We start from the raw sequence: 18,450 nt of genomic DNA, 5'->3' as shown, positions 1-18,450 counted from the left end.
GGGCGCTATCCGGGAACCACTGCCTGCGCGATGAGCGCCAGGTAGAGGGTGAGGATGAACAGCACCGCCGGAATCACCGGGTAGTCCTCGTCCTCGGAGCGCAGGAACCGCAGTCCGCCGAGCAACGGAATCACCAGCAACACCAGCGGAATCCAGGCGATCACGGCGCGCGCACCGTCGTGATCCCACGGCCGCACCAACGCCAGATCGGCGGCCACGGCCACGATCGCGCAGCCCAGTCCCGCGAGCACCGACCCGTTCGTGCCGAGCGCGTTCGAGTAGTACATCTCCCCCGGCCGCGCGATCCGCGAGGTCTTGCGCGCGAACTCGAATTGCAGAAATGCCCCGGCGAAGATCACGGCGGCAGCGGCTGCCTGCCAGCCGGCCTCGACCTCACCGGTGTCGATGGCCGACACCACGACATAGGCGGTGACCAGCAGCTGCACCGGATAGGTGACCAGCAAATTCAGCAGGATATCGCGGCGAATCGGTTCCGAGATCCGTTCCAGCCCCCACAGCGCCAGCCCGTAGCCGAGCACCGCCGCGATGGCCACTGCCGACCCGGCCGACAGCAGCAGGCTCGCGGCGATCGCACCGACCGCGATGACGCCCATCGCGGCCCGCAAGTCGGTCGCGGTGACCGCGCCCGTCACCAGTGGCCGGTCCGGATTGTGCACCCGGTCGTAGTCGAGGTCCTTCTGCTCGTCGACCATCCGCAGATACAGCAGCACGAACGCGACCACCACGATGCGCAGCACCGTCGCCCAGCTCGGCCGCCAGCTTCCCTCCGGTTCGGTGACCAGTGCGGCGGTACCTTCGAGCGCCAGCACCCAGTTGATGCCGTAGAGCAGATAGTGCGGCTTGTACATCACCGCCGTGAAGCGGGCGATGCGCCCGAGCGAGGCGATCGGCCCCGGCGCCACGGAAGATCCGGCACCGTGTTCCCCGGCGCGCACCGTCTCGCTCACCGCGCACCCCAGCGATCCCACATGGTCACCTCGGTCGCGGGCGCCCGCTTGGCCGGGCTCGCGGTTCCGGGCAGCAGATGCCCCACCGGCAGCATCGCCACCTGCGTGACCTCCTCGAACGGGATGGCCAGCAGGTCGGCGATCTCGCGTTCGTAGGCCAGGTGCGCGGTCGTCAGGCAGGAGCCCAGGCCCCGATCGTGCAGGGCCAGTTGAAGATTCCACACCGCCGGATAGATGGAGCCGTAGAAGCTGGCCAGCTGCCGCGCGGATGCCTCGGTCGGTGGACGGCCCAGCGAGCACACCACCACCAGCGCGGGCACCTCGTGCAGATGGGCGGCGAGGTACTGGCCGGAGGCCAGGTCGCCGAGCTGATCCGGGCGCGGCGTGCGCGCGGAGAGGTAGGCGGCGAAGCCTTTGCGGTAGTACTCGGCGATCTGCTGTTTGGTCGCGGGGTCCTGGACTACGACGAACCGCCAGGGCTGGCGGTTGGTTCCGCTCGGCGCCTGCACTGCGATGTCGAGGCAGGCCAGCAGCTCATGGCGGTCGACCGGGCGGGTCAGGTCGAGCCTGCGCCGGAAAGCGCGGGTGGTGGTGAGCAGTTCGGCCGCGCCCGTCACCGGTCCGCCCCGCCGGTCGGCTCGATGACGACGTCGTCGATGAATTCGGCGTCCACCCGTGCGGCCACGGCACCGGCCTGGTGGATCTCGCAGCGCACCACCGTGCGGCCGCCGGTGTCGCCGATGATCTCGGCCCGGCATTCGGCCGGGGTGTCCAATTCGACGAACCGGTCGAAGGTGCTCGACACTCCGATCAGCCGGGGCGCCCGCTCGAGCACCATGGCCAGCGCCGTCTGCCGGCACGCCTCGATCAGCAGGCTGCCGGGCACATGGTCGAGCGGATGGTCGAACAGGAACGGATGGCCGATATCGGGCACCAGCGTGGCCACTGCGGTGTCACCGTCGCGGCGGACCGGGCCGACCACCACATTGCGCCAGTTCTCTCGGCCCACCGCCGCCGGTTCGGCGCGTTCGGTCAACGCGGACGCACCGACGAACTGGCCCAGGCCGAGACCGGTGCGGAAGGCGCTGCGCATCCGGTCCCAGCGGCTGCCGGTGGTCCAGGAGAACGACCCGTCGACGGTCATCATGGGGACGCCGCCGCAGGAGATGTCGAGCACCATGTCCACGCCGTGCATATCGGTGCCGTCGTGATGTTTGCGCGGAACCCGCACGGCCAGCACCAGATCCGCGGGTGCGAACCCGACCTCCCAGGCCGCGGTGTCGGCGCCGGCGCCGTTGAAGGTGCGCACCAGGAAGGCACGGTCGGTTGGGACGGCGTAGAACTCGTGGGTCAGGGCGATCGCGGCCTGCCGGGCGGCCTCCATCACCACCAGCGGATCATGGCGCAGCGCCAGGGTGCCCGCGTGGTCGCCGTAGTAGGAGTGCATGCGCGGTAGTTGCGCGCCGGCGAGGAATTGGTCCTCGCCGAGGCTGTCGAGCGAGGTGACGAACACCTCGGAAACCGCGCAGCGGTGCGCCAACTCGCGGGAGATGGTGCGGATATGCGATGCGGTGTTGTCGGCGTTCACTGTCTCGACACTCACGGCCGGGCCTCCAACCAATCGGATGCGGTGACCGGGCGCAACGTCTGCGGTTGCGTCCCCACCCGCATGGGCAGTACGTAGGACCCGAGCACGATCACCGACCACGGATCGAGCTCGACACCCCGATCCCAGGCCGTGGCCAGCAGTCGCGCGCAGTCCTGGTCGGACTCGGGGTCGATGCCACCGGGAATCGAAAGTCCCGCCAGTTCGGCATCGGCGATCAGGCGGCGGGCGGCGGTGGTGCGGTCGAAATCACGGTCCGGGGTGCTCGCGTAGAGCTCGGCCGCCAGCCGCGCGGCCTCGGCGGATCGGTCGGCGCCCGCGCCGGCATGGGCGATGACGTCGGCGCGGCGCGGCTCGTCGAACAGGATCGCCAGCTCGCGCAGCACATCGGCGGGATCGTCGGGCGAATGCACCAGATTCAGCAGGTAGCTGTGCTGTCCGAGCAGATGACGCAGTTCGCCCGGACGACGTTTGCGCGGGTCGGTGGGGCCCTTCGCGTCGGTCAGCCGGACGGGGACGGGCAATTCGGCGTCGGCTCCGGCGACCACGAGCACCAGCACATCGCAGATGCCGACGAGCAGGTCGGCCAGGCGACGGCGTTCGGTGGAGGCGATGTTCCACGAGTAGTACCACAGGGCGCGCGCCAACAGCCGGTCCCCGGTGACGCGGCCGGCGTCCACCACGCGGAAACCGTTGCCGGCCAGCCACTCCAGCGTCGGCTCGACCGCGCGTCCCACGATGGCATCGGGTTTGAGCAACAACAGGGAGTGTTCGCGGGCGAATTTCGCGGCGTCCACCCCGGCGCGGTCGAGCTGATCGACGCTTTCCTGCACATAGGTGTCGCCCAGATAGGCGGCCACCTTCTCCGGCTGGGTGGTCAGCGCGTTCAGCAGCTCACGCAGCGGTTCACTCATCGGCGCACCCCACCGAAACCGTTGCCCGCCAAGACTTCCTCGATCGAGGGCAGTGGTACGCCGAGATACCCGGATTCCAGGCAGTAGTCGAGCAGGGTGCGCAGGTACTCCTTACCGGTGGCCGGGGACGGACGGCCGAGCAGCGCGTCGGCGTGCTCGGTGTCGAAGACCAGCCGGCGGCGGAAGTAGCTGGTGTAGAGCGAGCCGATGCGGCGGTAGTACTCGCGTTCGATGGGGGCGAGATCGGCTTCGGCGAAGCTGGTCTCCGGGACGAAGGTCGCCACCTCGAACGACGGGTACTCGGCGAGCACATCGGAGACCTCACGCAACGACAACGTGTCGCGCCCGAGCGCGTGCATCGTGCGCCCGGCCGCCGAATCGAAATCGAGGACCGCCGCGGCCACCACATCGGCCACATGGTCGACCGGGGCCAGCGACAGGGTGGCGTCGTAGCGGCCGGGCAGCGAGCGCAGTTTGCCCTCCACCATCAGCTTCACCACGGTGTAGAGGTTCTTGTATTCGCGGATGACGCCGGTGCCGGTCGCGCCGGTGACGATGCCCGGACGCACGATCGCCCACCGCACACCGCGTGCACCGGCCGCGTGGACCAGCTGTTCGGCGCGGAACTTACTGGCCTCGTAGCCGTTGCCGAACCCGTGGCCGGTGTCGAGTTCGTCCTCCCGGATGGTGCCGCCGCGCATCCCGCACACGTAGGCGGTGCTCACGTGCACCAGCGGGACCTGCCAGCGCTCGGCGAGGTCGATGGCGTTGGCCGTGCCCGCCACGTTGAGCTGTTCGTACTCCTCGTCGGAGGCATCGAAGGCGGTGGTGGCCGCGCAGTGCACGATCACCCCGACCCGCTCGGCCAGATCCGCGGCGTCGCGATCGCCCAGCCCGAAACCCGCGGCCCGGATATCGCCGGTGACCGCGGTTCCCGGTTCCAGCAGAGTGCCGTCGTTGCGGGTGATCTCGCCCTTGCTGTGCAGCACCGCCGCGACCGGCCGGCCCGCCGCGGCGAGCCGGGCCACCACTTCGGCGCCGACCAGTCCGGTCGCGCCGGTGACGAGGGCGGTATCGCGATCGCTCATGCCCGGCCGTCCAGACTTCCGCTGATCAGCGTGACCACCTCGCCGACCCGGCGCACCCCGACCAGCTCTTCGGGCTTGTATCGCGGCAGCTCGAAGGCGCGCTCGAGCACCACGGTCAGTTCCATCAGCCGCAGCGAATCGAAACCCAGGTCCTCCATGAGCCGCTGGTCATCGGCCATGGGTGCGTCCTGGTCCGGCGCCATGGCGCGGATGAGGGCGCGGACCCGGTCGGCGACGGCGGTGTCGATGGCGCTCATGCGGGCTCGCTTTCGCGTAGATGGGGTTGCTGGCCGCCGGTGCTCAACAGGTCGCGGGCCTCGTCCAGCGGCAGGTCGGTGTCGAGATAGCCGGCGATACGCAACCAGTCGTAGCCGATGGCGAGGGTGCGCCGCCACTGTTCGCGCGAATCGAACGACGCCGGGAAGTCGGCGCCACCGGCCACCGCGCGCACCAACACCACGAAATCGTCGAGCACGGCGAAGCCGGTCATCAGGTCCGCGCCGGAGGTGATGGCGGTCGAAAAGCTCACCGCCTGAGCCGCTTCGAGTGCGTCCAGCAGCTCACCGCGACGCCCGGCGTGCGACGGGAGCAACCGGCGCACCGTCTCGACCGGCGCGACATCGGCGGGCAGCGGATGAATACCGAAGGCCGACAACAGCACCCGCACGGCCATCGCGATCATCCGGTGCGCGGCGATATCGGCGACCGCGCCCTGCGCGTTCTTCACCGCACCGGCCAGATCCTCGCGGGCGTTCTCCAGCACGATGTTCGACCACACCAGGTTCATCGCGCATTCGGTGAAGCGGGGTGCAGGCAGCGGCGACAGGGTCGCGACCGGGTCGGTGCTCACCGCACCGGTGACGCCCAGCGTCGGCGCCGCCCACGACGGGACGGGCGTGTAGGGCCGCAAGGGTTTACACATGGCCAGCGCCGGTTCGACGGGTCCATCGCCGCGCCACTCCAGACCGACCAGGCCCAGACGCAGGAATTCGGCGAGTTCACCGCGGATATCGGTCTTCGCTCGCGCGAGCACCGCGGCCAGCGAATGCCGGAACACCACCGACCGCCAGGCCCGGCCGCCGCGTTCGGAGAGTACGAACACGTCGCGGTCGCCGCGGATGACGTGGATGCGCTCGCCGATCTTCCAGGTGGTGACACCGGGGATGCGGGCGAACAGGATCTGATCGGCGTCGTCGCTGATCCCGGTGACGCCGAGGTCGGCGGCCAGGGCCAGCAGTTGATCCCACCACAGCCGCTGTTCCAAGGCACGCTCGGTGGCGGCGCCCAGAATGCCGCGCGGCCGATCGGAATCCGCTGCGGACGCCGGCTCGGACGGTTCGCCCGTGGCGCAGGCGATCGTGGATCGCCCGGCCGGGGTGAGCAGGTCGTGGAACCTGGTGATCCGCTCGTCGTCGCCGATGCGGGTCAACTGCTGAGGCAGCCATTTGGTTTCGAGGTAGGTCTCGTGCACCCCGGCGGCCCAGGCCTTCATCGCCTGACGCAGGCCGTCGCGCGCCCATTCGGTCGCTTCGCCGGACGCATCCAGGGTGCGCAGCGCCACCGCGTAGCGCAGGGCTTGGCGAGCGCGGGCGGCCCACCAGTCGGCCAGCGCGGCCGCGAACTCGCCGTGCGGCAGGGTCGCGCGCAAGTCGTCGATATCGGGGGCGCCGGGGCGCACGAGGGTGGCGCGCAGGAATCGCTGGCAGCGGTTGAGCAGGTCTTCGTCCAGGACCGTGGGATCGGCGGCCTGGGCGACCGTGTCGAGTTGGCGTCGCAGCTGGGCCTCCGAGCGGGTACGCACCTCGACGCGGCGGCCATCGATGAACAGCACCGTCGGCAGGGTAGGCATCTCCTCGGCGCCCGGCGCCACGACCAGGAAGTCCACGTCCGAGCCTTCGTTGCCGAAGCCTTCGGCGAGCGAGCCCTCGAACAGCACCGCCGAATCCGCCGGGACGGAGACTTGGGCGAGCGCGGCGTCGAGCAGTTCGCGGCTGCGGTCGGCGGGCAAGGTCGGCGTGGGCGTGCCGGTATCGGCCGGCGCCACCGCACTACTGCCCGACGACGCGGTGCCGTCTGTCTCGTGCACCACCGAGCCGTCGAGGGCGCCGTCGGCGAACAGCTGCCACATGTGCCTGCGCCGCGGTTTACCGCTGGAGGTGCGCCGGATGAGCCCACGCGGGCCGGTGACGATGGTGACTGTCTGCGCGGGCCCGAGCTCACCCCGAATGATCTTGCGCGCCTCGGTGATCCAGTCCCCCGGTGACGATTCGGCGAACAGCGCGATGCCCTGCGCACCGGCCTCGGTGATCGCCACCGCGGCGAGTTTGCCCTTGGTGATGCCGGTGTCCTGGGCCACCCGCGATTCGATGTCTTCCATGAACACCGACCGGCCACGCACCTTCAGGCTCGAACCCATCCGGCCGAGCACGAAAACCTCGCCGTGGTGCAGGAATCCGGCGTCGCCGGTGTAGAGCACGCCGTCCTCGATTCGGGTGGACGATCCCGGGCTCGGCGGCCCGGAATAGCCGAGGGCCACCGAATCACCCACCACGATCATTTCGCCGAGGGTGCCGTCGGGCAGATCGTTGCCGTCCTCGTCGACCACCCGCACGGTCGATTCGGGGGTGGAATAGCCGAGGCCGGTGATCCAGCCGGCACCCTCCACTCGGTGGGTGTCGTCGAGTGGTTGTTCCTCGAGCACCGAGACCGGCGCGCCGAACCGCAGCGTCGCGTTGTCCAGCCGCAGCGCCGTCACCGGGCGGCCGCGGGCCGAGGAGGTCACCATCAGCGTGGCCTCGGCCAGACCGTAGGCGAGGGTGTAGGCGTTCATCGAAAAACCCTGGCGGCCGGTGAGTTCGGCGAACGATTGCAGATCGGCCACTTCGACCGGCTCCGACCCGACGGCAAGGGTCCGCCAGCCGGACAGATCCAGATCGGCGATATCGTCGGGCCGAACCCGGTGCGCCACGTAGCCGAGCGCGAACGACGGTGAGGGCGAATGCTGGGCCCGGGTCATCGCCCGCAGCCAGCGCACCGGATCGCGCACGAACTGGTCCGGCCGCATCAGATACAGCTCGCCCTGATTGGTGACAGTGGTCAGGAACGCGCCGACCAGGCCCATATCGTGATACAGCGGCAGCCACGACACCATCGCCTCACCCGGCTGCCAGTCGATCAGCCGCGAGATCATCGCGATGTTGTTGGCCAGGTTGTGCCAGCTCACCCGCACCCCGCGCGGGGTACCGGTGGATCCGGAGGTGAACTGCAACAGCGCGCACGGATCGGGCGCGCCGAAAACCCGTTCGGCTGGTGCCTGTGGCAAGGCGGCCGGATCGACGACCACCGGTTCATCCGCGCGGCCCGCCTCCACCATCGCGCGACGGGCGAGCTGCTCGAACTCGACCGAGGTCACCACCACCCGCGGTTGCGCCTGCGCCAGGATCGCGGCCACATGCGCGATGTACTGATCGAGATCACCGAACATCGGCGGTGCCACCGGAGTGAACACCCCGCCACACGCCCACACCGCGTAAAACGCCGCGGTACACGGGAATCCGGTCGGCATGACGACGCAGGCGCCGTCGCCGCTGCCCATGCCGTGCTCGCGCATCACCTGCGCGATCGACCAGGTGAGCTCGGCCAGCTCGGCGTAGCTGCGGTAATCCCAGCCATCGGCCTCGTCGGCGAAATGGATGCCGGTGGACGCGTCGGGCTCGACGAGCCAATTGCGTACCGTCGCTACGTCATCGGTGTCACGCATCGCCGGATTCCTCTCCGGACAGCACCGTCACAGTCCCCGTGGTTCCGTCCACCCGTATCCGCATTCCCGTCCGTATCCGCTTGGTGATGTCTTTGACCTGCACGACCGTCGGCACGCCGAGCTCACGCGCCACGATCGCGACGTGGGTGAGCGGGCTGCCCCGCTCGATCACCAGCGCCGACGCGGACGGCAGCGCCGCCACCCATCCGGGGTCGGTGCGGTAGGCGATCAGGATGCCACCGGCGACGTCACGGGGCTCGTCTACCACAACCGCGCCGCCCTCGACCACACCGGATGATGACGGCGTGCCTGCCAGGACCGTACCCGGGGTCGCGGGCGGGGTATCGGTGACGGGAACCCAGCCCTGGGAAGCCAGTTCCTGCCTGCCGAAGGTGGACCCGACGGTGCTGAAGCGCGCGGGCGCCACCAGCCCGGCGTCCTTGGCGCGCTGCACCTTTCGCGCAGCCACCAGTGCGCGGTAGTCGCCGGTGTCGGCACCCTCGTAGCTACCGCGCAGCTCCTGCACGGTGAGATAGAAGACGTCGGAGAACTCGTCGATCACCCCGCGCGCGGCGAGATCGCGGCCCATCACCCGGATCATCCGCTTCACCATGCCGAACGCTCTGGTGCGGCAGAACCGCAACCGCTCGCGGTGCGCGGCGCTGCGAGAAACCTTGGCGCGCAGACGTTCATAGATTCGTCTGCGGAAACCGGTGAGGTGTGCGTCGAGGTAGGCGTCGGCTTCGGCGGCGCGATCGGGCTGCTGCCCGGCCTGGCCCACCCGGCCCAGCGCACTGCGCAGCATGACGAACAGGCTCGCCGGATCCTCGCGCAGATCCGGGGTTTCCAATTTCAACTCGTCCAGGCTGCGGTAGCCGTATCGGTCGATGTAGGCATCGACCTCGGCCCGGAACGCCGCATAGGTGTCGTTGGCATACAGCTGCCGGTAGATCTGTTGCGGCTCGGTCGAATTGATGAGCGCGGTCAGATCCGGATCGGCGTGCACGGTTTCGGCCATCGCCGTCAACGCCCGCGCCGGCTCCGCCGACTCCACATCCGCACCGGGCCCGACCACCGCGTACAGGAACCATTCCGGCGCCTTCGGCAGGAACAGCTTGGTGAGCAGGAACATCGCGCCGGTGCAGGTGAGCAGGATGGCGTCGAGCACCATGAGCGGGCCCCATCGCCGCACCAGATCGGCGTCGACCTTGCGGTAGGCGGCGTAGGCCTGCTCACCGGTGAGGGTGGTGTAGTCGAGGGCCTCGTACTCGTCATAGACGCGGTAGAACTCGGTGAGGAACTGCTCGACCATCGCGTCGATGCCGAACAGCCTGCGCAGATAGGTGACGGTGGTGATCGTGCGCGAGCGGATCCGCGCGGCGGTCGAGTCGAAGGTGTAGGGCCGCAAGGTTTTCGCGATGTCGTCGGGCAGCGGTTCGTCCACCCCGAGGGCGGCCTCGAGCACTTTGCGGTTGAGCGGATAGCCGGGCGCGATACCGACCATGCGATACCAGTGCAGCAGGTTGTAGTACACGCGGCCGTGGAAGTAGCCGAGCAGTACCGGCGTCCACGCATCGGTCTGGCGCAACTGCGCGGGCGGCACCTGCAGCGATTCGGCGTAACCGCGGTAAACACGACCGTAGATGTCGGCGGCGGTGGTGTAGGTCAGTGGCGAGGTGAGACCGCTGAAACTTTCGATGATGTTCGAGTTGTCCCAGATCCGGGTCTCGCCGTCGGGCACGTCCTCACCGGCGCCGCGGATCAGTGCGGTCTCGGCCAGTGCCCGATCGGCCGGCGCGGCCAGCGCGGTGGTGATGGGGCGGGCCTGCAGGAACCAGATGCCGTCGTCGTCGATGGCCCATTCGATGTCTTGCGGTGCGCCAAGCGCGGCCTCGAGCTTGCGGCCGAGCTCGGCGAGACCGGCGATCTCGGCGTCGGACAGTGCCAGGCGTACGCGGCGCTCGGCATCGACCTCGCCGGGCACCGAGCCGCCGGCCGCATCGGGCAGGAAGGCGCGGTCCTTGTCCCCGATGACGGTCTCGAGCACCGCACCCGCGCGATCCACGACCACCGAATCGGCGTCCACCGCACCCGACACCAGACCCTCACCCAGGCCGTACACGGCGCTGATCACCAGCTCGTCGGGCGCACCACTGGCCGGGTTCGCGGTGAACATGACCCCGCTGACCCGGGCAGGCACCAGCCGCTGCAACACCACGGCGACGGCCGCCACCCTGGGCTGATCGTGGGCGAACGCGTACTGGATCGCGCGCTGCGAGAACGCCGACGCCCAGCAGGCGCGCACCTGGCGCAGCACCGCGTCCTCGCCGTCGACGTTGAGATACGAATCGAATTGACCGGCATAGGAATGCGCGGGGCCGTCCTCGGCGGACACCGAGGAACGCACCGCGATCGGCACGCTGCCGAGGCGGCGATACCCTTCGCCGATCAGGGCGGTGACCTCGGCGGGCAGCTCGGCGGTCTCGATCGCCGACCGCACTGCCGCGCCCGCCGCCGCGGCCGCCTCGGGTGTGTCGGCGGCGGCGAACTGCGCGATCTGCTCGTTCAGGTCCGCACCGGCGGCGAACGCGTCGAAGACATCGGTGCCGAGCACCGTCCACTCCGGCACCGCGAAGCCACTGTTGTGCAGCAGGTGCAATCCGCGGGCCTTACCCCCTGCCGAGGCCGAGATGGCCGTCGAGTCGGTCCACGGTCCGAGCAGCTGCACGCTTCCTCCCATCGCTCCCGGCCGGTGCCGGGCAGCTCATATTCTCGGGCCCACCACGGACGCGGTGGGCCCGCGACCGAGTAAATCCGAGCATTGTCTGTATATCCGAGAATTGACCATGGTGTTAGCTCACAATCCTCGGGGCCCCGCCGGTGCCACGCCGCCCGACGGCGCGACAGGCGCGACCTGGCCGGCGCCGGCCACTAAGCTGTCGGGGCAGCGTCGGTGGGTGCGGTGAGGATGTGATCGGGTCGTGAGTTGGACGTTCACCCCGGACGAGTTCGCCCATATCTGGCGCGAAACCGATCAGGACCGGCATCCATACCCCTTGCGCATCCTGGAGACCCCGCGCACCGAACGCGAGGCCGACGCGCTGCGCGCCGAACTCGCCACCCGCCTGCCGCTGGGCGCGGACCCCGATCTGTCGGCCTGCCTGCGCATCCTCGCCGCCCCGCACACCCGAATCGTCGCCGTCGGCGGCGGGCACACCGCAGGCAGCGAAATCCGGCTGCTGGCCGCCGCTGTTTTCGACCGCGGCGTACTCGCGGTCCAGGAACCCGGGCGCACAGCGGACTTCGGCGGGCAGGTGCGGATATCGATCGGGCACAGCGCCAAACTCGGCGCCCGCATCGCCGCCCTGCTGCCCAAGACACCCGCGGGCCGCGAACCGGCGCGCGCCGCGGCGGTCGAGGCCATCCGCGATGACGAAGTCGTCATCGCGACCGACCGGGCCGCGCTGCCGATCCGGCGGCTGCTGCTCACCCCGCACACCGCCGAAGGGCATATCCGCATCGAAGCGCGCCTGGACCGGCCGACACCGCCCGCCCCCGTGCACTACACCTGGATCGACGTCGCCGGCGACGGCCGCTACCTCATCAAGGCCGGTGAGACCGTGCACATCGTGCCCGCCGGCAGCGAACAATTGGCCGCGCAACTCCAGAAGCGGGTGCCTTCCTGATCTGTTCACCCGCTGACCGGCGGCCGCGATTGCCGCTACGCTGAATCGGACCGATGGAGGGGACAGCGATGACGATCGAGAGCAGCCGAACCGAAATCGCCCGGTTTCGGCAAGCGGCACACGCGGGCACCGTCAAGTTCGATCCGGCCGCGGCGCGGCGCTGCGCCGAACTCTACGACCACCAGGTCGATCGCCTCCTACACCTGCAACAACGCCTGGAATCGGTGGCCGAACCGCGCGGCTTCGGCGGATTCGTCTCGGCGCAGCAGTTGCAGGCCGGGTTCGGGCACAAGGCCCGCGACGCCGCCGCCCTGCTCGACCACTACATCGAGGCCGCCTACCGGATGAAAGAGGCGTTCCTGATCAGCGGCGGACTCTACGAGGAGGCCGACGCCGCCAATGCCGCCGCGGTGCGGGCCATCGCGTCGAGGCTGCCCCGATGAGCGGCACCGATCCGGAGTACATCAGCGCGATGGAGCACTTCGAGTCCATGCGGCACGAAGAGATCTACGCGAAAACCCAGGAAATCGACGCCGCCGCGATCGTGGCGACCTCCGCGGCCTGGCTGGAAGCCGCCGCGGGCCTGTCCACCTCGTTTCCCCTCACCCGCGACAGCGTCGACCGGGTGATGGACGCGATGGACTGGGAGGGCGCCGCCGCCGACGCCGCCCACGCCAGCGCCCGCAGCTTCGCCGCCTCGGTCGACGAGCTGGCTGCGGTGCTCGGCCAGGTCGGCGCCCGGATCGGTGCGGTCGCCGCCGCGGCGGAAGCGGTGAAGCTCGCCGTCGTGCCGCCCGGCGGGTCGGGCCCCATCGGTGCGATCGCCCGGCTGCTCGAGGCCGCGAACGTCATCGATGCGCAGATGGCGCAAGAGGCCTTGCGGCAGGAAGCCGTGCTGGCGATGAACATGATCTACAAACCGGCCTACAAGCTGGCCGGCACCGGGGTTCCAGCGCTACCCGACCCGCCCGCGGCCCCCGGAACCCCGGCGCCACTCGCACGTCCCCCGCAGAATCAGCTGCGAGGGGACCAAGAGGTAGCACCGCCGAACGGGTCGAATCCTCCACGGGGCCAGGACGATCCGGGCGCCACCCTGCCCGGCCCGGCTGCCCCGCCGGAAACCGGAACTCCCGCACCACAACAGGGCGGGGGGACGCCTCAACCACCGGATTCGCAACCCCGCGCGGAGGACACCCCGCCGCGCGCCGAGGGGCCGCAGGACGACGCGCCGCCCACTCCCCCCACCCAGCCGGCTCCCCCGCAGCCCGGCCCCGAAGGCACCCCGCCGCCCACCGAGCATCCCCAGGGCCGCACACCGCCTTCGCCGCCGACTCAGCAGGCTCCCCCGCTGCCCGTGCCCCCGCCTGCCGAACCGTCCGCGCCGGTTCCGCCTCCCGCACAGCCCCCCACACCGGCCCCACCGTCAGCCGACGTTCCCGTGCCGACCCCCGCGCCGACACCACCCCCGGCAGACGTCCCGGCGCCGCCGGCCTCGCCCGCACCGCCGGCACCTGCTCCGCCCGCCACCGAAACCACACCGGTTCAGCCACCGGCCGAGCCGTCCGTCCCCGTTCCCCCACCGGCCGCACCCGCGCCGCCACCGGCCGAACCGTCCTCGCTGCCAGAAGCGCCACCGCCACCCCCGATCCCGGCCCCGGAGACCCCGCCGATCCCGCTCCCGGACCCGGGCGGACAACCTGGCATCACCGGACCGATCCCCGAAGGCCAGCCGCCGGCCACAGACCAGCCCGGCGTCATCCCGCCGCAGGGGTAGACAGCGGCCGATGCGCCTGAAGCACTACCGGAATCGGATCGATCCCGGTCGGCGAACGACCTACCATTGCGGCATGACTGTTCCGCGCATCGAGCGTCCGGACCTGCCCGAATACATGACGTGGGAAGAGCTCGACCAGCTGCCCGAAGAGATTGCCAATCAGATCGAACTCTGGGATGGCCGGGTGGTCTGGGTGCGACGCGGACCTGCCGAGCATCAGATGTTCACTGTCCGAATGCGCAATGCTATCGAGCAGTCGGCACGCAAGAGCATGACCGACCGACCGGAGACTTGCTGGCGCGTGAATCTGGAAACCAATGTCTTCCTCGGCGCAAGCGGAAAATCGAACTTCCTGACTCCAGACTTCATGGTTCACCGGTGCCTCGAATCGCCCTACCAGGATGTTCGCGCTGCGGACGTACTCCTGGTCGGCGAGGTGCTTTCGCCGTCGAATACCCCGTCGGATATCGAAGCCAAGAAGAGCCGTTACGCGAGTGCCGGGATCCCTTGGTACTGGGAAGTGATCCTGGCTCGCACGAAAAGCGCCATCGCGGTCGTCAGAGCGTACGCACTGGAGACCGAGCACGGTCGGCTGCCGCAGGGCGTGCGGCCGCTACGTCAGGCCAACTACCTGGTCGCGGGCGAATGGGTCCCGGCCGATGCCGACGGAATCCATATCGACTTCCCGTTCCCGATCAGCATCCCGTGGTCGGAGCTCGAGTACTGATCAATCCCCTGCACCGGCACGGATCGTCGACACGAGCGAAGGCATGAGGGCACCGCACGCTCGGTGATGTCGACCAGGAGCATCAGGTGTATTTGTCGATGTCTTCAGCGTCGAAGAGGTCCGCGATGTCGGCGTTTCCGATCTCCCGCTGCGGCCCTTGGTCGGTCGCGCCGGCCAAGGGGAACGCGATTCGTCCGGCGACTGGTGGCCGCAGCCGGCCTCCGACCTCATGCACAAGAGCTTCAGGGATCTGCTCGTTCAACGTGCGTCCTACACCTTCACCAGGTCGTCGGCGTGGATGACGGGGCGCTGCATGGTGTCGGGGAGCTCGGTGGTGGAGCGGCCGAGCATCGTCGACAGTTCGGCGGCGTCGTACTCGACGACGCCGCGGGCGACCAGGCGGTTGTCGGGGGCGATGAGGTCGACGACGTCGCCGCCGTGGAAGCGGCCGCGCACGCCGGTGATGCCTGCGGCCAGTAGGGAATGGCGACGCTGGGCCACCGCCGCGACGGCGCCCTCGTCGATGTGGATGGCGCCGCGGCTGTCAGCGGCGTGCCGCACCCAGAACTTGCGGGCCGACAGGCGGACCGGGCGGGCGGCGAAGGCGGTGCCGACGGTGCCGCTGCTCAAGGCGGTGGCGGCTTCGGAGGCGGCCGCCAGCAGGACGGGCACGCCGGCGTCGGCGGCCAGCCGGGCCGCGGACAGCTTCGAGGCCATGCCGCCGGTGCCGAGCGCGCCGCCGGTGCCCGCGATCACGCCATCCAGATCGGCACTGGAACGCACCTCGGGGATGAAGGTGGCGCCGCCCTTGCGCGGGTCACCGTCGTAGAGGCCTTCGACGTCCGACAGCAGTACCAGCGCGTCGGCGCCGACCAGATGCGCGACCAGTGCGGCGAGCCGATCGTTGTCGCCGAAACGGATCTCTTCGGTTGCGACAGTGTCGTTTTCGTTCACCACCGCCACCGCGCCGAGCGAACGCAACCGGTCGAGGGTGCGCTGCGCGTTGCGATGATGTTCGCGGCGGGAGAAGTCGTCGGCACTGAGCAGCACCTGACCGACGGTGCGGCCGTAGCGGGCGAACGAGGTGCCCCACGCGTGCGCGAGCGCCAGCTGGCCGACGCTGGCCGCGGCCTGCTTGGTGGCCAGATCGCGCGGGCGCGCGCTCAAACCGAGCGGAGCCATACCGGCGCCGATCGCGCCCGAAGACACCACCACCACATCGGAACCGGCCCGCATCCGCGCCTCGACGGCGTCGGCGAGCCGGTCCAGCCGTGCGGTGTCCAGACCGGCCTTCATGCTGGTGAGGGCCGAGGACCCGATCTTCACCACCACACTGCGCGCACCGGCGATGGCCTGGCGCGCCTCACTGAGTTCGGCGCCGAACTGCACCTGCGTTTCCGTCACGGCTGATCTCCACCACTGTTCTCACGCGCGGCCCGACGCCGGTCGGGCCTACGCTTCGTCCTCGTCGTCGCGCACCAGACCGCGACGCACCCGGGAGGCATGTTTGCGTTCGGCCGCGCTGACCCGGTCGGTCTGCTCCAGCCGGATATCGGTGCCGCGGCCGGTGGGCACCATGTCGACGCCCGCGGAAATCTGCGGCTCCCAATCGAAGGTGACGTCACCGATGGTGACGGGCGCGCCTGGTTCGGCGCCGAGGCGCACCAGCTCGTCTTCGACACCCAGGCGGGCCAGCCGGTCGGCCAGGTAGCCGACGGCCTCATCGTTGTCGAACTGGGTCTGGCGCACCCAGCGCTCGGGCCGGGTGCCGCGCACGATGAACCCGCCGGGCTCGTCCGGATCGACGATCACGCTGAAGCCGGTCTCGTCCACCGCGATCGGCCGGATCACCGGACGCTTCGGGGCGGCCTTCGGATGCTCTTCGCGGTACTTGCGCACCATGTCGGCCAGCGCGAACGTCAACGGCCGCAGCCCGGCCCGGCTCACCGCGGAGATCTGGAACACCGGCCAGCCGCGCGCGGCGAATTCCTCGGTGACCATCTCGGCCAGTTCGGCGGCATCGGGCACATCGGTCTTGTTCAGGATCACCACGCGCGGGCGGTCGGCCAGATCACCCAGGCCGGCGTCGGCGCTCAGCGCGGGCTTGTAGGCGGCCAGCTCGGCCTCGAGGGCGTCGACATCGGAGACGGGATCGCGGCCCGGCTCCAGCGTCGCGCAGTCCACCACATGCGCGAGCACGGCGCAGCGCTCCAGATGACGCAGGAAGTCCAGCCCGAGCCCACGCCCCTCGCTCGCACCCGGAATCAACCCGGGCACATCGGCGACGGTGAAGGTGGTGTCGCCGCTGGCGACCACACCGAGATTGGGCACCAGCGTGGTGAACGGATAGTCGGCGATCTTCGGCTTGGCCGCCGAGAGCACCGAGACCAGCGAGGACTTACCGGCCGACGGGAACCCGACCAGCCCCACGTCGGCCACCGACTTGAGTTCGAGCACGATATCGCGCTCTTCGCCCTCTTCACCGAGCAGCGCGAAACCGGGCGCCTTACGCGCTTTGGAGGCCAACGCGGCATTGCCGAGCCCGCCGCGTCCGCCGCGCGCGGCGATGAACCGGTTGCCCACACCGACCAGGTCCATCAGCACTTCGCCGTCGGCGCCGAGCACCACCGTGCCGTCGGGCACCTTCAGCAGCAGGTCGGTGCCCTGCTTGCCGTCGCGGTTACCGCCCTCGCCGGGCTTGCCGTTGCTCGCCTTGGCGTGCGGATGGAAATGGAAGTCCAGCAGCGTGTGCACATTCGAGTCGACCTCGAGGATGACGTCGCCGCCGTTGCCGCCGTTGCCGCCGTCGGGCCCGCCGAGTGGCTTGAACTTCTCCCGGTGCACCGACGCGCAGCCGTGGCCGCCCTTGCCAGCACGCACATGAAGTACGACACGGTCGATGAATTTGGACATACGCCGAATCATCCTCCTTCGGTCTGGTCGGGGCGGCGAACGTCGCCGCAGGTCACTTCTTCTGGAAACAACGAAAAGCGGGCCAGGGGTATGTCACCCTGACCCGCTCGTCTGTGTTGGAGTCGTCAGCCGGTCAGGCTTCGACCGGCTCCGGAACCACGATGTTGACGGTCTTGCGACCACGCTTGGTGCCGAACGCCACCGCGCCCGCCTCCAGGGCGAACAGGGTGTCGTCACCGCCACGGCCGACGTTCACGCCGGGGTGGAAGTGCGTGCCGCGCTGACGCACCAGGATCTCGCCGGCCTTGACGGTCTGACCGCCGAACCGCTTCACGCCGAGGCGCTTGCTGTTGGAATCGCGACCGTTCCGGGAGCTGGATGCACCCTTCTTATGTGCCATTGCTGTAACTCCTCCAGGTGAGGGCTCGGTGAACCCTCGGGCCGATTACTTGATGCCGGTGACCTTCAGGACCGTCAGCGGCTGACGGTGACCCTGGCGCTTGTGGTAGCCGGTCTTGTTCTTGAACTTGTGGATGCGGATCTTCGGGCCCTTGGTCTGCTCGACGACCTCGGCGGACACCGACACCTTGGCCAGCTTGTCCGCATCGGCGGTCAGCTCGGCGCCGTTGACCACGAGCACCGGCGACAGATCCACAGCGGTGCCCGGCGCACCCTCGATCTTCTCGACCTTCACCAGGTCACCGACCGCGACCTTGTACTGCTTTCCGCCGGTCTTGACGATCGCGTACGTTGCCATCGGTCGGCTGCCCTTCTTCCTCTAGGTGTGCGACGCTTGCTAGCGCGGCTGGAGTGGCACCCGGCCGGAGAATTCCACCGGGCATCCACTACACATCTGGTCTGGTAGTCACCGCCGCCTCAGCACTGGCGATTGCTCTACAGCTTCGCGGGCACAGCGTGATGAAACGCTGTCGCCGGGCAGCGACTGTCCAAGATTACAGGACGCATAGGTGCGCGACCAAACCGGCCGCCGAACGACAGTGGCCCCCGCCACAA

Annotated in this window: 17 protein-coding genes; 4 read left to right on the top strand and 13 right to left on the bottom strand. The window is 69.5% G+C overall.

The annotated features are described in order from the left end of the window. Positions 1 to 5: 5 nt before the first annotated feature. From NOCYR_RS07195 to NOCYR_RS07160, 8 genes are read right to left on the bottom strand one after another with little or no spacing between them, the layout of a single operon-like run. A complete protein-coding gene (locus NOCYR_RS07195) occupies positions 6 to 989 on the bottom strand; it encodes a hypothetical protein (RefSeq protein ID WP_231856037.1) in 984 nt (327 codons plus the stop codon). Continuing rightward, a complete protein-coding gene (locus NOCYR_RS07190; protein ID WP_014349693.1) occupies positions 965 to 1,585 on the bottom strand; it encodes a nitroreductase family protein in 621 nt (206 codons plus the stop codon). The genes NOCYR_RS07195 and NOCYR_RS07190 overlap by 25 nt, the downstream gene beginning before the upstream one ends. Then, positions 1,582 to 2,571, bottom strand: coding sequence for a ScbA/BarX family gamma-butyrolactone biosynthesis protein (locus NOCYR_RS07185; protein ID WP_014349692.1), 990 nt, complete (start codon positions 2,569 to 2,571; stop codon positions 1,582 to 1,584). The genes NOCYR_RS07190 and NOCYR_RS07185 overlap by 4 nt, the downstream gene beginning before the upstream one ends. Then, a complete protein-coding gene (locus tag NOCYR_RS07180; RefSeq protein ID WP_014349691.1) occupies positions 2,568 to 3,488 on the bottom strand; it encodes a nucleoside-diphosphate kinase in 921 nt (306 codons plus the stop codon). Before NOCYR_RS07180 ends, NOCYR_RS07185 begins: the two co-directional genes overlap by 4 nt. Continuing rightward, entirely contained in the window at positions 3,485 to 4,576 is a 1,092-nt protein-coding gene (locus NOCYR_RS07175) for an SDR family oxidoreductase (RefSeq protein WP_014349690.1), read from the bottom strand. Before NOCYR_RS07175 ends, NOCYR_RS07180 begins: the two co-directional genes overlap by 4 nt. Then, the gene (locus tag NOCYR_RS07170) at positions 4,573 to 4,833 is read right to left on the bottom strand and encodes an acyl carrier protein (RefSeq protein ID WP_014349689.1); all 261 of its coding nucleotides are present in this window, start codon (positions 4,831 to 4,833) and stop codon (positions 4,573 to 4,575) included. The genes NOCYR_RS07175 and NOCYR_RS07170 overlap by 4 nt, the downstream gene beginning before the upstream one ends. Further along, positions 4,830 to 8,336 carry an AMP-binding protein gene (locus NOCYR_RS07165; protein ID WP_014349688.1) on the bottom strand — a complete coding sequence of 1,169 codons (3,507 nt, stop codon included), beginning with the start codon at positions 8,334 to 8,336 and terminating at the stop codon, positions 4,830 to 4,832. The genes NOCYR_RS07170 and NOCYR_RS07165 overlap by 4 nt, the downstream gene beginning before the upstream one ends. Beyond that, positions 8,329 to 11,064, bottom strand: a complete 2,736-nt coding sequence (locus NOCYR_RS07160) for a phosphoenolpyruvate synthase (protein WP_014349687.1) — start codon at positions 11,062 to 11,064, stop codon at positions 8,329 to 8,331. Before NOCYR_RS07160 ends, NOCYR_RS07165 begins: the two co-directional genes overlap by 8 nt. Before the next feature lie 253 nt (positions 11,065 to 11,317). Between NOCYR_RS07160 and NOCYR_RS07155 the strand changes: the two genes are divergently transcribed. From NOCYR_RS07155 to NOCYR_RS07140, 4 genes are all read left to right on the top strand, one after another. Further along, the gene (locus NOCYR_RS07155; protein WP_014349686.1) at positions 11,318 to 12,022 is read left to right on the top strand and encodes an ESX secretion-associated protein EspG; all 705 of its coding nucleotides are present in this window, start codon (positions 11,318 to 11,320) and stop codon (positions 12,020 to 12,022) included. A 68-nt stretch (positions 12,023 to 12,090) separates the two neighbouring features. Next, positions 12,091 to 12,465 (top strand): hypothetical protein, encoded by a 375-nt coding sequence (locus NOCYR_RS07150; protein WP_014349685.1) that lies wholly within the window; start codon positions 12,091 to 12,093, stop codon positions 12,463 to 12,465. Then, on the top strand, positions 12,462 to 13,796 hold the full coding sequence (locus NOCYR_RS29655) for a hypothetical protein (protein ID WP_014349684.1): 1,335 nt from the start codon (positions 12,462 to 12,464) through the stop codon (positions 13,794 to 13,796). The genes NOCYR_RS07150 and NOCYR_RS29655 overlap by 4 nt, the downstream gene beginning before the upstream one ends. Before the next feature lie 73 nt (positions 13,797 to 13,869). Continuing rightward, positions 13,870 to 14,523: a Uma2 family endonuclease gene (locus NOCYR_RS07140; protein WP_014349683.1), complete on the top strand. Its 654-nt coding sequence runs from the start codon at positions 13,870 to 13,872 to the stop codon at positions 14,521 to 14,523. Positions 14,524 to 14,605: 82 nt separating this feature from the next. Here NOCYR_RS07140 and NOCYR_RS29110 read toward each other — a convergent pair whose 3' ends face one another. From NOCYR_RS29110 to rplU, 5 genes are all read right to left on the bottom strand, one after another. Then, complete coding sequence (locus NOCYR_RS29110) at positions 14,606 to 14,785, bottom strand: hypothetical protein (RefSeq protein ID WP_148280556.1); 180 nt, start codon at positions 14,783 to 14,785, stop codon at positions 14,606 to 14,608. An 8-nt stretch (positions 14,786 to 14,793) separates the two neighbouring features. Then, positions 14,794 to 15,927 (bottom strand): glutamate 5-kinase, encoded by a 1,134-nt coding sequence (gene proB, locus NOCYR_RS07135; RefSeq protein ID WP_014349682.1) that lies wholly within the window; start codon positions 15,925 to 15,927, stop codon positions 14,794 to 14,796. Between the two features lie 48 nt (positions 15,928 to 15,975). Then, positions 15,976 to 17,436: a GTPase ObgE gene (obgE, locus tag NOCYR_RS07130; RefSeq protein WP_014349681.1), complete on the bottom strand. Its 1,461-nt coding sequence runs from the start codon at positions 17,434 to 17,436 to the stop codon at positions 15,976 to 15,978. 133 nt (positions 17,437 to 17,569) lie between these two features. Continuing rightward, positions 17,570 to 17,836, bottom strand: a complete 267-nt coding sequence (gene rpmA / locus NOCYR_RS07125) for a 50S ribosomal protein L27 (protein ID WP_014349680.1) — start codon at positions 17,834 to 17,836, stop codon at positions 17,570 to 17,572. 45 nt (positions 17,837 to 17,881) lie between these two features. Next, positions 17,882 to 18,193 carry a 50S ribosomal protein L21 gene (rplU, locus tag NOCYR_RS07120; RefSeq protein ID WP_014349679.1) on the bottom strand — a complete coding sequence of 104 codons (312 nt, stop codon included), beginning with the start codon at positions 18,191 to 18,193 and terminating at the stop codon, positions 17,882 to 17,884. Between the last annotated feature and the right edge of the window lie 257 nt (positions 18,194 to 18,450).

Origin of the sequence: Nocardia cyriacigeorgica GUH-2 (assembly GCF_000284035.1) — a bacterium.
Taxonomy (GTDB): Bacteria; Actinomycetota; Actinomycetes; order Mycobacteriales; family Mycobacteriaceae; genus Nocardia; species Nocardia cyriacigeorgica_B.
The sequence above is the reverse complement of the archived record's forward strand: the minus strand, read 5'-3'. Positions and strand labels throughout refer to the sequence as shown.

What these genes read in the sequence shown, in the direction of transcription:
- rpmA (WP_014349680.1), bottom strand. Translation starts at nt 17,836, where the DNA reads ATGGCACATAAGAAGGGTGCATCCAGCTCCCGGAACGGTCGCGATTCC.
- NOCYR_RS29655 (WP_014349684.1), top strand. Translation starts at nt 12,462, where the DNA reads ATGAGCGGCACCGATCCGGAGTACATCAGCGCGATGGAGCACTTCGAG.
- NOCYR_RS07140 (WP_014349683.1), top strand. Translation starts at nt 13,870, where the DNA reads ATGACTGTTCCGCGCATCGAGCGTCCGGACCTGCCCGAATACATGACG.
- NOCYR_RS07180 (WP_014349691.1), bottom strand. Translation starts at nt 3,488, where the DNA reads ATGAGTGAACCGCTGCGTGAGCTGCTGAACGCGCTGACCACCCAGCCG.
- NOCYR_RS07175 (WP_014349690.1), bottom strand. Translation starts at nt 4,576, where the DNA reads ATGAGCGATCGCGATACCGCCCTCGTCACCGGCGCGACCGGACTGGTC.
- obgE (WP_014349681.1), bottom strand. Translation starts at nt 17,436, where the DNA reads ATGTCCAAATTCATCGACCGTGTCGTACTTCATGTGCGTGCTGGCAAG.
- NOCYR_RS07150 (WP_014349685.1), top strand. Translation starts at nt 12,091, where the DNA reads ATGACGATCGAGAGCAGCCGAACCGAAATCGCCCGGTTTCGGCAAGCG.
- NOCYR_RS07170 (WP_014349689.1), bottom strand. Translation starts at nt 4,833, where the DNA reads ATGAGCGCCATCGACACCGCCGTCGCCGACCGGGTCCGCGCCCTCATC.
- NOCYR_RS07165 (WP_014349688.1), bottom strand. Translation starts at nt 8,336, where the DNA reads ATGCGTGACACCGATGACGTAGCGACGGTACGCAATTGGCTCGTCGAG.
- rplU (WP_014349679.1), bottom strand. Translation starts at nt 18,193, where the DNA reads ATGGCAACGTACGCGATCGTCAAGACCGGCGGAAAGCAGTACAAGGTC.